Genomic DNA, 14,680 nt, shown 5'->3' with positions numbered 1-14,680 from the left:
CATAAGCTCTTATCTATCAGGAGTCACCCGACTGGAATTAGCACAGTGTCAAAAAGACCTGTTGCTGAGGCTTCATAGGGCCAGTCCCTCCGCCTCTCTGGATAAGAAATATTTTTATTACATTAACAATCTATGAAATTATTGTCAATAGGGGCAATTTTGACTAAGTTAGCAGAGAGTTATTCTTACATTTCTTTTTTAAGAGTAATTATGCTTATTATCTAAATGGAGGATTGTATAAGCAGTATTTTGAAATAACAAAAATCAGCAAAATTTTTTCTTTTAAAAGTAGCTATATCATTCTATTAGTTCTTACATCCTGTGAATTCCTTCTCAAAAAAACTTGCTTTCTTATGTTATACTGTATAAGGTTTGCAACATTTGAGAGGAGTTACCTAGTATGGACTTATCAAAATCATCTGATTACAACAAATCTATTTCTATTTATTTACTTATTGCAGGCATCGTGCTTGTCGCTTTCAACCTTCGACCGGCAATTACGTCATTAGGACCGCTTGTCGGCTTCATACAAGAAGATGTTGGACTAGCCCATTGGAGCTCTGGCTTGCTGATGAGCTTGCCCTTGATCACGTTTTCTGTCATGTCACCCCTCGTCCCTAAAATATCCAGCAGATTATCAAATGAAAAGACATTGCTTCTCGGTTTAATCATTTTATTGACTGGCATATGCTCTAGGTCAATTCCTTATACGTTCTTTCTTTTCGCCGGTACTCTGCTCGTCGGTATAGGGATTGCAATTGGCAATGTTTTGCTCCCTGCCATTGTTAAAGATAAATTCCCAGAAAAGTTCGGGTTAATGACAAGCGTTTACTCCACATCAATGGGTGTGTTCGCGTCTTTAGCTTCCGGATTAAGTGTCCCATTAGCTGACGGACAAGGCTTGGGCTGGCAAGGTGCTCAAATGGTTTGGGGAATTCCTGCAGTTGCTGCGATTATTGTATGGTTCTATTTATTGAAATACAATAGAGAAGATAAAGAGGTCATTACTGGTGCAAAGCCAGTCTCAACAAAAGTTTGGTCATCACCGATTGCATGGCAAATTGCCGTGTTCATGGGATTTCAGTCGTTTTTATTTTATGTGACCATCTCTTGGCTGCCAGAAATCCTGCATAGTTATGGAATGAGTCTTGAAACTGCAGGCTGGATGCTGTCCTTTACGCAGCTGGTAGGTTTACCTGCAAGCTTTTTCATCCCGTTTATAGCAAGCCGTCTTCGTTCCCAGTCGTTGATTGCCTGCGGTTTAGGCATTTGTGCTATTTTAGGATACAGCGGTCTTCTGTTTAGTGCAGATCACTATCCAATCCTAATTATCAGTATCATCCTAATCGGTTTGGCACTTGGCGGAATTTTCCCATTAGCTCTCAGCTTAATCGGCTTCCGTTCTCAAAATGCTAAACAGGCAGCAGAACTGTCTGGGATGGCCCAATCAACAGGTTATATCTTAGCTGCTGTTGGCCCACTATTTATCGGTTCCTTGTTTGATTGGACACATGTTTGGTCAATCCCAATCGTGCTATTAATCATTATTGCAGGGATTGTGACAATATTTGGGATTTTGTCAGGTCGGGATAGACATATATAATTTTTATAAAAAACGGTGCACATTATTGTGTACCGTTTTTTTAGTATTTTATAGTAAATAATTGTAATTCATACGGACAAACTAAGAAAAAACCAAAGGAGAAAGCAATGTCTAAACGAAATGAACTTATCTTTTTACGAATTTTATTTGTTGTCAGTATTGGCTTTTTCTTAAACCTGATTAGAAAACCACTTTTAAAGGACTGGCTGATTATCTTTTTGTTTAAAAGCTATATTGCTTCAATCTTAGATTACCTCGTTGTCAAAAAAGGCTATATTACATACCCTGTCAGGATTTTCAAATCTTTTGATATTAGTGTGCTTTTCAGCTACCTGATCTTTCCTGTCACTTGTGTTTATTACAATCAAGCAACAAAAAATTCAAGATTGCCGGGAATATTGTTTAAATGTCTGCTTTTTAGTCTTCCTTCTGCAGTTGCAGAACATTTTATCGAGAAGCATACAAAGCTGGTCCAATATAAAAAAGGCTGGAATTCTTCTTTCAGTTTCCTTTCGATTGCGTTTACCTTCTTATTTGTTCGAACCTTTATATCGATTGTTCGTAAAGTTGAAAAAGCATAAGCTAGTAATTAGTCAAGTGTATTATTCTCTTTCGGTGAAGCAGAAATATATGCCTCTGTAAATAAAGTAGTTATACTGTCAACAAGAATATCCTTTAATATATGAAAGGCATAATCAATATCTAATCGTTCTGTCCACTGATGGGCATCAAATCCGACCGGCCCGATATTCAATACAGGTACATTTAGCAGCTCTAATTCTCTAAGAGGGACTGTGTAACCTCTCTCCCAAATTGGCATATTGGCTGTAAGTGATATCATCGATTCTGCTGGATATTGCAAACCAGCATAGCTTAGGTCGGATATACCGTTAAAGTAATTTCGTTTTTCAAAATCTATGCCGTGAGCAGCTGTTCCGTATGTCTGTATTTGCTGAACAACTGTAGTTATTAATGGATGTTTATAGGAACTAATAGCAGGATAAAAGGGTGGCGCAAAAAACACGATGATCATAGGGGCAAGTTCTTTGCATAGTATCGCTAGTTTATCGACCATCTCAATGGTTGCTTCTCTGTCATCCATTTCTCCCCTGTTTTGCAAAATCGAGGTATGGATGCTTTCTACACTTTCTTTTCCATACTTCGTTACTGCATATTGACTAAGCTCATCATATGTTAATACAGAAACATTCATTCTAGGCGGCGAAAAGGGAGTATATTTAGCAAACTCGGCGGCTTGCAATGAATAGGATTTTGTTATTTTAGCAGCTGCATTGCCGGCTTTCTCCATGAGTAACTGCACCACATCATCCATTTTCTTTTCTAATAAAAACAGATTAAATAACGTAACAGCGCGATGCGGTATTTGCACAGAATAATCTTTTTTGATGCCATACTGAATTAAGTTAGTTGGCGGCGGTGTCGTTTCACCTTCTACTATTTCACATAAATCGGTATTCAGTTCGATTTCTTCTGTTAATAGAGATACCATATAGTTTGCATTCAACCCGGCAAAAGGTTCGCCGACATGTGTTTCTTTGCCGTAGCAAAGGAAACCTGGCAACAGCTTGCCGATGGATCCTGTATAAATATACTTATTATTGTCACCAGGATATCTCATAAACATCGGCTCACCGTTCAAAACAGTCACATATTCCAAGTCATATTCTTCAGCAAGTTCCAGCAATATTGGAACTGCTGCTCTCATTCCAATTGAATTTACTTCTTCATCAGGAACTGTCACTAACAAGATATTGCCTTCAAACTCTCCATTACATGCTTTTTCAATCATCGACATATGAAGGGCCAATCCACATTTCATATCCATCGTTCCCCTGCCGAATAACCAATTTCCTGTTTCCATATCATTCTTGACTTGTTGTGGAAGTTCTTCCTTATGCAACTGAAAAATTTCTGTTAGTTTCTTCGGATCAAAAGCATGTTCCTTCCATCTGCCGTAGTCCTGCACATCAACAACGTCAAAATGGCTGATCAGAATTACTGTCTTTTTTGTTGGAAGTTGATTTTTCACAAGGCCTGTAACAAAATATCTGCCATCTCCTGTTGGATTTTTTTGAAGATGATCTGGATGTTTCTGAAAATAATCTAAGCTTCTTAGCTCATTTACGACAAAGTCAGGAAGAATTTTCTCTGCGTCAGAGCCTGTAATACTAGGTATATTGACAAGCTTGCATAAAAGGTCAACTAATTGCTCTTTTGTGCTCCATTTTTCCATGTTAGCCCTCTTTTCCATATGATGAAATTTGTTTCCATTAACTATATAAAAATGGACAGAACCCGCTGACTTCAGGTTCTGCCTAATGCTGTAGAAATTTCTTTTGCCGCTTTCTTTATACAATGAATTAAGTAGGATAAACGTTCTTCGCTAACACGATATTGGACGACTCCGATGCTGATTGCCCCTACCAGCTGGTGATTAAAATCTAAAACGGGAGCTGCAACAGATATTGTGCCATCTGTTCTTTCACTATAGCTTACCGCATACCCTTGTTCTTTTATTAAAGACAATTGATCAAATAATTGACTCTGTTTTGCTTTAGAAGATGGAAGCAATTCCTTAACGATTCTTTGCGTTTCTTCTTCTGGCATATTTGCCAGAATCGTTTTATTTGGCGCCCCAATTGAGAGCGGAATCCGCAAGCCGATTTTGTCAATAATTCTAACATTAGTAGGACTGTCGACTCGTTCAATAATAATGGATTCCATTCCGTCACGGATATTAAAATAAATACTTTCCTCCACTTGCTGTGCTAATTCTGCCATTACTTCGCGCGCCTTCGTTCGATAGTCTGCCTTCTCGAGCTGGCGCAAACCAATCTCCATCCATAAACTGCCGAGTTTATAATGCTTTGTATCGGCATTTTGCAGTACTAGCTGATGCTGGATAAGCGTATTTAAGAGGCGGTGAACTGTACTTACAGGCAGACTAAGACTGTCGGCAATTTCTGAAATCGACCACCATTCTCCATTATCAGAAGCAAGCAGCTTTATAATACTCATTGCTCTATCAATAGACTGTACCATAATAACCTTCATTCTTTTTTGACATATAAAATATTTTTACACCATCAATGTAGCAGACTGAAATACATTCTGCAATATAATTTTTACAAAAGTATGAATAATAAGAAATTTAACTAGAAGACCCATTGACATAATCTCATAATTATTTGACAATAAAATTAAGTTTCCAAATTATAGATGAAGTTTCCATAATGCGGAAAGTGATAACTTATTTTATGTACGTACCATACACGATATGATATAAACTTTCGTTTCGAAAACCACCTAATGATTGGAGGAATCCTTATGTCTATGTCAGAAAAATTTATTAGACAAAGTGAAGAATTCGGAGCAAATAATTATCATCCCCTGCCGATTGTCATCGAAAAAGGAGAAGGAGTGTGGGTGGAGGACCCTGAGAAAAACAAGTATATGGATATGCTTAGTGCTTATTCAGCTGTAAACCAAGGACATTGCCATCCGAAAATCATTGCTGCTTTAAAGAATCAAGCAGATAAAGTTACCTTGACTTCCAGGGCTTTTCATCATACTCAGCTTGGCCCGTGGTATGAAAAGCTGTGCAAACTGACAAAAAAAGATATGGCTCTGCCGATGAATACCGGTGCAGAGGCTGTCGAAACGGCTATTAAAGCTGCACGGCGCTGGGCATATGATGTTAAAGGTGTAGATGAAAATTCAGCGGAAATAATTGCATGCTCTGGGAATTTTCACGGGCGCACAATGGCAGCTGTGTCTCTATCTTCCGAAGCAGAGTACAGGCGCGGGTTCGGTCCTTTGCTGCCTGGTATCAAGCTCATTTCATACGGTGATTTAAATAGTTTAAAAGAAGCGATTACACCTAATACAGCAGCATTCTTAATTGAACCAATACAAGGTGAAGCAGGAATTATCCTTCCCCCTCCCGGCTTTATGAAAGCTGCCTTTGAATTATGTAAGCAGCATAATGTTCTCTTTATCGCAGATGAAATTCAAGTCGGACTCGGCAGAACAGGAAAGCTGTTTGCTTATGAGTGGGAGGATATCGAGCCAGACATGCTCATATTAGGAAAAGCTCTAGGAGGCGGGGTATTTCCTATCTCCTGTGTTGTTGCCAATAAGGACATTCTTGGCGTCTTTAATCCTGGTTCACACGGATCAACATTTGGCGGAAATCCGCTTGCTTGTGCCGTATCGATTGCATCATTAGAAGTTATAGAGGACGAACAGCTCGCAGACCGATCTCAACAACTCGGTACTTATTTTCTTGCCAAACTTCAAGGGTTAAATTGTTCTGTCATTAAAGAAGTAAGAGGCAGAGGGCTATTTATCGGCATGGAATTACATGAAGAAGCTAGACCTTTTTGTGAGAAGTTGAAGGAGCTAGGATTGCTTTGCAAAGAAACACATCATACCGTCATCCGGTTTGCTCCGCCCCTTGTTATTACGAAGGAGGAGCTTGATTGGGCAATGGAGAGAATTACTAAAGTATTTGCTGCAGAATAATAGAATAGATTAAGTCACGAAACTGATTAGGACATTCCTAATCAGTTTCTCTTCCTCCACACATTCCCGCTCTCCTCCGAAAGCCATTGTATCACTTCTCTCCGTCTAATAATTCCGATAAAAACTCCAGAATCATCGACTACTGGAACGAAGTTTTGTTCTAGTAACGTGCTGACGATTGCTTCTATCTCACTGTTCACAGCTATCGCTTCATTACTAGCGTGAAGAGGTACGTCTTGAAGTTTCACCTCATTAGTATGTTGGAAGTCAAGATTTCCAGTATTTTTCATTTTCCATAACAGATCACCTTCTGTTACAGTGCCCAAGTAGCGGCCAGCTTTATCAAGGATTGGAACGGCACTGTAGCGGTGATACTCCATCTTCTCCATAACCTGCCTCATTGTCCAATGCTGGAATACGAATGCAACTTCGTGTTTTGGTATGAGAAAAAAGGCAACATTCATTGGCTTTTGTCCTTTCTGATTGGTTTGCTGTCTGCAACTATATGAATATCAATATTTGTTGTTTGTCTCATTATTTCATTGACGATGGAACCTTTTTTGATTTCTTCCCATCTTGTTCGTGCAGATTGTCCCAGCAATATTTGTGTAATAAAATGTTCATTCGCCGCTTCTACGATAATATGAGCAGGCTTTTGCATTCTTTTGTTTTTCAACAGAAATTCGGCACCGAATTGCAGGGCTAATTCCCTCCATGCTGTGATTTTTTCTTGTTTCCACTGTGGCATATCCTGCTCTTTGCTGTCTGTTACATGCAGTACATACAGCTTCGCCTTTAGGCGGTTTGCCATTCTCCAGCCTCTTCTAATAAGCTTTTCTGCAGTTTGGCTATACTGTACGCAAACTAGGATTTTTTCTTGGAGACCGATTGGCCCTTGATATAGATGGCCATTATTCTCTTCGATTTTTCCATCTACGTCATCAGCCACCTCTCTTAACGCAAGCTCTCTTAACGCATAAAGATTTTCCTCTGTAAAGAAGTTTTGTAGGCTTTGCTGAATTTTAGGACTATCATATACCTTGCCATCCTGGAGCCTTTTTCTTAATTCTGGTGGAGAAATATCGATTAGCTGAATTTCATTTGCTTTATTGATAAAAAGGTCAGGCAGCCTTTCGTTTACCTTTACTCCTGTAATATTGGCGACAATATCATGGACACTTTCCAAATGCTGAATATTGACGGCAGAATAGACATCAATGCCTGCTGCCAATATTTCTTCTACATCCATATATCTTTTCCGATTTTTTGATCCAGCTATATTCGAGTGTGCGAGTTCATCAATGATGACGATGTCTGGAACTCTTTTCAGAATTCCAGGAATATTCACTTCATAAAATACCTTGCCTTTATAGTTCAATTCAAGGAGCGGAACCGTTTCAAGCACGCCAATCTGTTTTTTTGTTTCTGCTCTGTTATGTGTTTCTATCAGGCCAATAACAATATCCTTACCTTCTTTACGCAGTTCGTTTGCGTCCTGCAGCATTCTGTAGCTTTTTCCAACACCAGGCGCTGCTCCTATATACAGCTTTAGCTTACCCCTTCCTTCCTTATCCATTTCTGCTAAAATTTCTTCCGCTGTCTTTCTTCTGAAATATGGATGATTTTCCTTCACATTTATTCCTAGCTCCTTTCTTTAAGCAAGCTCCCTGCCCTTTTAGCAGCAGGAAGCTTGGAAAATATTAAGAGGTCAATTCCATTAATGATATATTAAGTTTAAGCACATTTACTCTTTCCTCTCCGAACAATCCCCATTCCTTTTCTTCTGTGTGACGTTCAATCAAGCTTTTCAGCTCTGACTTCGGTACATTAGTATGTTCAGCAACTCTATTAATTTGTGCTAATGCCGCTTTTGGAGTAATATGCGGATCAAGTCCCGATCCAGAATTTGTTATTAAGTCGATGGGCAAGCTTTTTAATGATACATCTGGATTCTCAGACTGCCATTCTGTAATAGACGCTTTTGTTCGTTCAAGCATTTCCTCATTTGTTGGAGCATAGTTATTTGTCCCAGAACTAGAAGCATCATAATCAATACTTGAAACTCTTGAATGAAAGAAGCCCTCATCAGCAAAAGACTGTCCAATTAACTCAGAGCCAATCACTTTCCCTTCGTTATTGTAGACGAGACTGCCATTTGCCTGTTCTGGCAGCAAAACAGCAGCAATACCAGTAACTGCTAATGGGTAAATCACTCCGCAAATAAGCATAAATAATAAGCTTGTTCTTGCAACGGTTGCAAACATGGTTTCATCCCTTTCCTTCCGTAACTGTTATATTACGAACGAAATTAATATATCTATTACCTTTATTCCAATGAATGGAACAATCACACCTCCTGCTCCGTAAATAAACAGGTTCTTTCTTAATAGTGCATCTGAACTCATTGGTTTATATTCTATCCCCTTCATTGCCAGTGGAATGAGGAGCGGAATAATGATTGCATTGAAGATCAATGCTGACAGAATAGCTGTAACTGGCGAGTGAAGCCCCATAATATTTAACGCACTGACCTCAGGGATTGCCAGCATAAACATCGCAGGCACTATCGCAAAGTACTTCGCAATATCATTGGCGATGCTGAAAGTAGTCAAGGCACCTCTTGTCATTAATAGCTGTTTGCCAATGCTAACTACTTCAATCAATTTAGTAGGATTAGAGTCTAAATCAACCATATTAGCAGCTTCTTTTGCTGCAGTTGTGCCACTGTTCATCGCCAAACCAACATCCGCTTGTGCCAGTGCAGGCGCATCATTCGTGCCATCTCCAGTCATAGCTACTAATTTCCCTTTTGCTTGTTCATGCTTTATTACTGCGATTTTATCTTCAGGCTTACATTCAGCAATAAACTCATCCACACCTGCTTCTTTGGCAATCGTTGCTGCAGTTAATGGATTGTCGCCAGTACACATAATTGATTTGATGCCCATCCGCCGCAGTTCGTCAAATCTTTCTCTCATCCCTGGTTTAACGGTATCTTTTAAATAAATAAGCCCAATAATTTGGTTGTCGATTGCCACTGCTAATGGAGTGCCTCCTGCTTGGGCTATTTTATTTGCTTTTCTGTCCAAATCTTCTGGCACATTTCCGCCGTTTGAAACAGCCCATTGTTTTATTGCGTCGACTGCCCCTTTGCGAACAAGTCTGCCATCAGGCAGATTTAACCCGCTCATTCTTGTTTCAGCTTTAAATTCAACTATATCTGCTCCGGCTGCCAAGGATAAATCAATTGCATAGCCTTCCTTTTCCAACAATTCCAGAACCGAGCGCCCTTCTGGGGTTTCATCCTTAACAGAGCTTGCGGCAATCCACTTATAAAGCGTATTCTTATTCGTATTGCCAGTTGGCACAAATTCACTTGCCATCCTGTTCCCAAAGGTGATGGTGCCTGTTTTATCTAAAATGATAGTGTTAATATCTCCTGCTGCCTCGACTGCCTTACCCGACATTGCCAGAACATTAAATTTGGTCACCCTGTCCATCCCTGCGATTCCAATTGCAGAAAGAAGCCCACCAATTGTTGTGGGAATTAAGCAAACAAGCAAGGCAATAAGAACAGGCACTTGCAGCTGAAAGCCTAAGTAGTTTGTAAAGAATGGCAATGTCATGACAACGAATAGGAAGATAAGTGTTAAGCTGATTAACACCGTGTTTAAAGCAATTTCATTCGGTGTTTTTTGCCGTTCTGCACCTTCGACTAATGAGATCATTTTATCTAAAAAGGACTCGCCAGGATTGCTTGTTATTTTCACTTTTATTTCATCACTGACGACAAGTGTTCCACCTGTTACCGAATTAAAATCTCCTCCAGCTTCTTTCAGCACAGGTGCTGATTCACCTGTAATTGCCGATTCATCAACAGATGCCAACCCTTGAATCACTTCCCCGTCACCAGGTATCATTTCTCCTTGTTTAACTAGAACGATATCCCCTTTTTTTAAGCAGGAAGACGGAACTTGCATGATGCTGCCGTTAATAAGCAGGTTAGCAAACACATCTGTCTTGGAAGTCTTAAGCGCATTGGCCTGTGCCTTTCCTCTTCCCTCTGCAATGGACTCTGCAAAATTTGCAAACAAGACGGTGAATAACAGAATGATAGAAACAGTGATAGTAAACCAGCGATCACTTTCATGTGCTCCTAATATATTAGGAAAAAAGGAAAGAATGAAAGTGATAAAGAATCCTAATTCCACAATAAACATTATTGGATTTTTCACCATAAGCTTAGGATGTAGCTTTAGGAAGGAATCCTTCATAGCATGTTTGATAATATCATTATTCATTAAGGCTGTTTCTTTCTGAATTTGTACTTTCTCTTGTAAATTCATTATTTAACCCTCCATCACCATGTCAAAAATTCAGCAATCGGACCTAAGACAAGGACTGGAAAAAACGTCAAAGCTCCGACGATAAAAACCGTACCAATAAACAACCCACCGAATAAAGAAGTATCTGTTTTGAATGTTCCGGCAGTTTCTGGCACAATATTTTTGGATGCCAGACTTCCTGCGACTGCTAGCATCGTAAGAAGCGGAAAAAATCGTCCGATGAACATAGCAACACCTGTTGATATATTCCAGAAAGGAGTCGCATCACCAAGCCCTTCAAAGCCTGAGCCATTATTATTAACAGATGAAGTAAATTCATAGAGCACCTGTGTCAATCCGTGGAATCCTGGATTAGAAATTCCTTCATTGCCTAATGGGGTGAATAAAGCTAAAGCAGTTCCTGTCAGTATTAGACATGGCGAAATCAACAAGGTAACGGCAATCAGCTTCATTTCCTTCCCTTCAATTTTTTTCCCTAAAAACTCAGGTGTTCTTCCAACCATGAGCCCTGAAAGAAAAACAGCAATCAGCACATACATCATAATGTTGATAAAACCAGAGCCAACACCGCCGTAAACGGTATTTAAGAGCATATTCGACAATGTTAGCATCCCGGAAATAGGTGTCAGCGTATCATGCATCGTATTAACAGCACCTGTTTCTGTTGCAGTTGTTGTTATCGCAAACAAGACTGACTGAACAATGCCAAACCGAACTTCCTTGCCTTCCATACTGCCGTTTTCAGCTGATAATCCCATCTTAGTAAAAGCAGGATTTCCTTGATATTCTTGATAAAGGGAGGTGCTGAGAAACACAAGGAAAATCATAGCCATCGAAATAAACAATACTTTACCTTGTTTTTTATTTCCGATTATTTTTCCGTAAGTAATCGGAATAGAAGCTGGCAATAAGAACATTAAGATAATTTGCAGTGTATTTGAAAGTGCATTAGGATTTTCAAAAGGATGCGCTGAGTTAACTCCTACATATCCTCCGCCATTATTACCAAGCTCCTTAATCGATAAGAAGGAACCAATTGGACCTGTTGCTATTGTCTGTACATCTCCCTCGAGCGTCTCGGCCTCCATTGTTGTGTTCATTGTTTGTGGAACTCCGAGAGCAATAAATATAAAGCTAGTGACAAATGCAATCGGCAACAGTACCCTTGTTATGCTTCTGGTTAAGTCGATAAAAAAGCTGCCAAGCCTTTTCCCCGCTAATCCCCTTATAAATGCAATGGCAACTGCAAGAGCAGATGCTGGGGCGACAAACATCATGTAGATGATCGCAATCAATTGTGATAGCAGCGATAACCCTGATTCTCCGCTGTAATGCTGCAAATTCGTATTTGTCATAAAGCTTATTGCTGTATTAAAAGCTAAATCAGGACTCATGCCAGCAATATGGTTCGGATTTAAAGGAAGAAACCCTTGAAATCGAAAAATCAAATAGACTAATAGAATCATAAAACTGTTTGCTGCAAGCATAGACAAAGCATATTGTTTCCAAGTTTGTGTGTTATTTTTTATTCCGCCGAGTTTATATATCCACTTTTCAACAGGATAAAATATCTTATCCAGCTTTGTAGGATGCTCATTAAATGCGACCGCCATATAATTTCCCATAGGAATTACTAATAGCACTATGAGCAGAAGTGTAAGAATGATTGATAATATGGTGAAAACCAATTGTTTCCCCTCCGTTTATATTAAAATTTCTCAGGGTTCAGTAACGCATACAGCAAGTAGATGACAACACCTAGTGCCAGGACAAAAATAAACGTAATCATTTCTTTTCCTCCTGTTCGCCTACAGCTGTTTTTTGTTCACACCAAGTAATTAATCCAAACATAGCGGCTGTTGATATCCCAATAATCGCAAGCATAAGCAAGTCTTCCATATACTGCCCCTTTTCATTTTTGTTAATATTTCCCATTAAAATTTTGCACAAAAAACCCCCTGTATTACACAAGGGGTTTAAATCCAAGGTAATACCTTCTGTCTTAACGCTTACGAGGTTAGCTGCCGGATTCGGGCCAAGATAGTAGCCCTACCTTCTCATAAAGGATTCACCCCGGTGAGTTTTGCTCACGTATTGAATGGGTCCCCCGCTCCAAATGGATTTCAGCGATACAAGATATTTTTATTTAATTACAGAAAAAAGACCGCGGAGGATTACCCCGTGGTCGAGTTGATTTTTTCGATCACCAGTTACACATCCTCTCTCTTTACGCTTACGAGGTTAGCTGTCGGATTCGGGCCAAAAGAGTAGCCCTACCTTCTACAGAAGGATTCACCCCATGTGATTGTTCATCACAGATTGGGTCCCCCGCTCTTAAAAAGACTCAGCGAATAAGAATTAATATTATGTTAGCAATCATACTCCTCCAATATTTTCTTGTAAAGACAGCTAATTGTTCAAATTTGTATAAATTACTCTTTATTTACTCGTTTAACCGAGATTTCATGTCCAAATATAACTCCAGCTCGAAATTTCTTTAAATATCTTAATATATTGTCAGTTTACAAAAAAATACTTGTGGCAAGACCTGAGATAAAACTTTCAAAGTCTTGCCACTACCTGTATGTTTTATTTATGATGCCTTTTTTTGACTCTTCGTCTTATTGATCCAAAAATTATCCATGTATTCAAGTGTTTTTCCCTTTGTTTCAGGGACCCATTTCCAAATAAATACTGCTGATAGAATGCTCATTACGCCATAAAAACCGTATGTTAACCCACCGCTGTATTCCATCATCATCGGATAGGTAGAGGAAATAAAATAGTTTGCTGCCCATTGTGCAGCAACAGCAACTGCTACTGCCTGCCCTCTGATTTTATTAGGAAATATTTCTGCAATAAGCACCCAGCAGATTGGTCCCCATGACATCATAAAAGATGCTGTATAAACAATAATAAAAATTAATGTGCTGATTCCAATGATATTGGCAAAAGCAAGGCCGGCTACACCAAACATTCCTATTGCCATCCCGATAGAGCCAGTTATTAATAACGGTTTCCTACCCCACTTATCTACGGTAAATATAGCAATAACAGTGAAAACGACATTAACAAGCCCCATAACGATTGTTTGCAGCATCGAAGCATCTTTTGCCGCACCCATGCTTTCAAAGATTCGAGGAGCATAATATAAAGCAACATTTATTCCTACAAACTGCTGAAAAACAGACAGCATTATCCCAATAACAATGACAAGCTTTCCAAAAGATAAAAGTTTAGCAGACTTTGTTGGTTCTTGTGTTACATTCAATGTCTGTTTAATTTCTTGTAGAATCGTTTTTGCTTGTTCTGCACCGTTTATCTTGGCTAACACATGCATTGCTTTAGTATCTTCTCTCTTAAACGCTAAGTAGCGCGGAGTTTCCGGAACTAAAAAGAGCAGCAGACCAAACAGCACTGCAGGTATTGCTTCCGAAGCAAACATATAACGCCAGCCAATTTCATTAACCCATTCTACCGTTTGTCCGTTTGCAATCCCCCAGTTAACAAAATAAACGACCAGCATTCCAAATATAATCATAAATTGGTTAAAAGAGACCATTTTACCGCGAATATCCGCTGGGGCAATTTCCCCAATATACATTGGAGTAATTGCAGATGCAAGCCCTACGCCAACTCCGCCAATGATTCGATACAAGTTAAACACAAACAACAATGCAATGCTTGGCTCCCCTTGCTGAAAGAAGAGAAATTCAGGGTATCCCGACCCTAATGCCGAAATAAAGAAAAGGACTGCTGCAATGATAAGCGACTTCTTGCGACCAAATGCAGACGCAAAATAACCTGATATTAATCCTCCGATAATACAGCCGATAAGTGCACTCGAAATAGTTGCACCATGCGCTAATGTTCCTAAATCTAAGCTTGTAATTAAATATGCTTGTACGGATTTTTCAGCCCCAGAAATGACTGCTGTATCATATCCAAATAAAAGGCCGCCAATTGCTGCTACGAGTGTTAATGAGAAGATATAGAGTGAATTTCGTTTCTGCTTCATAGTCTTCTAGACAGAGTATTAATTTGCTTTCTGCAAACTGCTCTGCCTATACCTCCTTCTATTTTATGTGTTTGAAAAACTAGGCAAACTTTCATTTAGCGGTGAATTTAGCTTAAAATGCTACCTGCAGCTAATTCTTGTCATCATTCCATCTCCTCTCCTATGTAA

13 protein-coding genes and 3 riboswitches are annotated in these 14,680 nt (G+C 39.3%); of the genes, 3 read left to right on the top strand and 10 right to left on the bottom strand.

From position 1 onward, the window contains the following. Nucleotides 1–6: 6 nt before the first annotated feature. Nucleotides 7–108: riboswitch (SAM riboswitch) on the bottom strand. A 292-nt stretch (nucleotides 109–400) separates the two neighbouring features. Together LXM54_RS09515 and LXM54_RS09510 are read left to right on the top strand one after the other, a co-directional pair. Continuing rightward, nucleotides 401–1,603, top strand: a complete 1,203-nt coding sequence (locus tag LXM54_RS09515; RefSeq protein ID WP_233314955.1) for a CynX/NimT family MFS transporter — start codon at nucleotides 401–403, stop codon at nucleotides 1,601–1,603. A 107-nt stretch (nucleotides 1,604–1,710) separates the two neighbouring features. After that, nucleotides 1,711–2,184 (top strand): CBO0543 family protein, encoded by a 474-nt coding sequence (locus LXM54_RS09510; RefSeq protein ID WP_233314954.1) that lies wholly within the window; start codon nucleotides 1,711–1,713, stop codon nucleotides 2,182–2,184. Nucleotides 2,185–2,192: 8 nt separating this feature from the next. On the opposite strand, the gene LXM54_RS09505 is transcribed toward LXM54_RS09510, so the two are convergent. Continuing rightward, nucleotides 2,193–3,857 (bottom strand): M20/M25/M40 family metallo-hydrolase, encoded by a 1,665-nt coding sequence (locus LXM54_RS09505; protein WP_233314953.1) that lies wholly within the window; start codon nucleotides 3,855–3,857, stop codon nucleotides 2,193–2,195. Nucleotides 3,858–3,928: 71 nt separating this feature from the next. Then, nucleotides 3,929–4,666 (bottom strand): IclR family transcriptional regulator, encoded by a 738-nt coding sequence (locus tag LXM54_RS09500; RefSeq protein ID WP_233314952.1) that lies wholly within the window; start codon nucleotides 4,664–4,666, stop codon nucleotides 3,929–3,931. Between the two features lie 285 nt (nucleotides 4,667–4,951). Here LXM54_RS09500 and LXM54_RS09495 point away from each other — a divergent pair, with 285 nt between their 5' ends. Beyond that, on the top strand, nucleotides 4,952–6,148 hold the full coding sequence (locus LXM54_RS09495; RefSeq protein WP_233314951.1) for an ornithine--oxo-acid transaminase: 1,197 nt from the start codon (nucleotides 4,952–4,954) through the stop codon (nucleotides 6,146–6,148). 41 nt (nucleotides 6,149–6,189) lie between these two features. Here LXM54_RS09495 and LXM54_RS09490 read toward each other — a convergent pair whose 3' ends face one another. The 8 genes from LXM54_RS09490 to xylE form a co-directional block, all read right to left on the bottom strand. Continuing rightward, nucleotides 6,190–6,612 (bottom strand): CBS domain-containing protein, encoded by a 423-nt coding sequence (locus tag LXM54_RS09490; RefSeq protein WP_233314950.1) that lies wholly within the window; start codon nucleotides 6,610–6,612, stop codon nucleotides 6,190–6,192. After that, nucleotides 6,609–7,781, bottom strand: coding sequence for a KdpD-like non-kinase potassium sensor (gene kdpDN, locus LXM54_RS09485; protein ID WP_325169560.1), 1,173 nt, complete (start codon nucleotides 7,779–7,781; stop codon nucleotides 6,609–6,611). The genes LXM54_RS09490 and kdpDN overlap by 4 nt, the downstream gene beginning before the upstream one ends. Nucleotides 7,782–7,848: 67 nt before the next feature. Further along, nucleotides 7,849–8,412, bottom strand: coding sequence for a potassium-transporting ATPase subunit KdpC (gene kdpC, locus LXM54_RS09480; RefSeq protein ID WP_233314949.1), 564 nt, complete (start codon nucleotides 8,410–8,412; stop codon nucleotides 7,849–7,851). Nucleotides 8,413–8,439: 27 nt separating this feature from the next. Continuing rightward, nucleotides 8,440–10,494, bottom strand: a complete 2,055-nt coding sequence (kdpB, locus tag LXM54_RS09475; RefSeq protein ID WP_233314948.1) for a potassium-transporting ATPase subunit KdpB — start codon at nucleotides 10,492–10,494, stop codon at nucleotides 8,440–8,442. A gap of 14 nt (nucleotides 10,495–10,508) precedes the next feature. Further along, nucleotides 10,509–12,182 carry a potassium-transporting ATPase subunit KdpA gene (gene kdpA / locus LXM54_RS09470; RefSeq protein ID WP_267913336.1) on the bottom strand — a complete coding sequence of 558 codons (1,674 nt, stop codon included), beginning with the start codon at nucleotides 12,180–12,182 and terminating at the stop codon, nucleotides 10,509–10,511. A 20-nt stretch (nucleotides 12,183–12,202) separates the two neighbouring features. Continuing rightward, on the bottom strand, nucleotides 12,203–12,283 hold the full coding sequence (gene kdpF / locus LXM54_RS28475; RefSeq protein ID WP_396953832.1) for a K(+)-transporting ATPase subunit F: 81 nt from the start codon (nucleotides 12,281–12,283) through the stop codon (nucleotides 12,203–12,205). Then, nucleotides 12,280–12,444, bottom strand: a complete 165-nt coding sequence (locus LXM54_RS09465) for a hypothetical protein (protein ID WP_233314947.1) — start codon at nucleotides 12,442–12,444, stop codon at nucleotides 12,280–12,282. The genes kdpF and LXM54_RS09465 overlap by 4 nt, the downstream gene beginning before the upstream one ends. Before the next feature lie 42 nt (nucleotides 12,445–12,486). After that, nucleotides 12,487–12,633: riboswitch (cyclic di-AMP (ydaO/yuaA leader) on the bottom strand. A 75-nt stretch (nucleotides 12,634–12,708) separates the two neighbouring features. Next, nucleotides 12,709–12,854: riboswitch (cyclic di-AMP (ydaO/yuaA leader) on the bottom strand. A 233-nt stretch (nucleotides 12,855–13,087) separates the two neighbouring features. Beyond that, nucleotides 13,088–14,512, bottom strand: coding sequence for a D-xylose transporter XylE (gene xylE, locus LXM54_RS09460; RefSeq protein WP_233314946.1), 1,425 nt, complete (start codon nucleotides 14,510–14,512; stop codon nucleotides 13,088–13,090). Nucleotides 14,513–14,680: the final 168 nt, after the last annotated feature.

Origin of the sequence: Bacillus sp. Au-Bac7, from assembly GCF_021341655.1 — a bacterium.
GTDB lineage: Bacteria > Bacillota > Bacilli > Bacillales > Cytobacillaceae > Niallia.
Note: the sequence above shows the minus strand (reverse complement) of the source record. Positions and strands in the feature narration are given on the sequence as shown.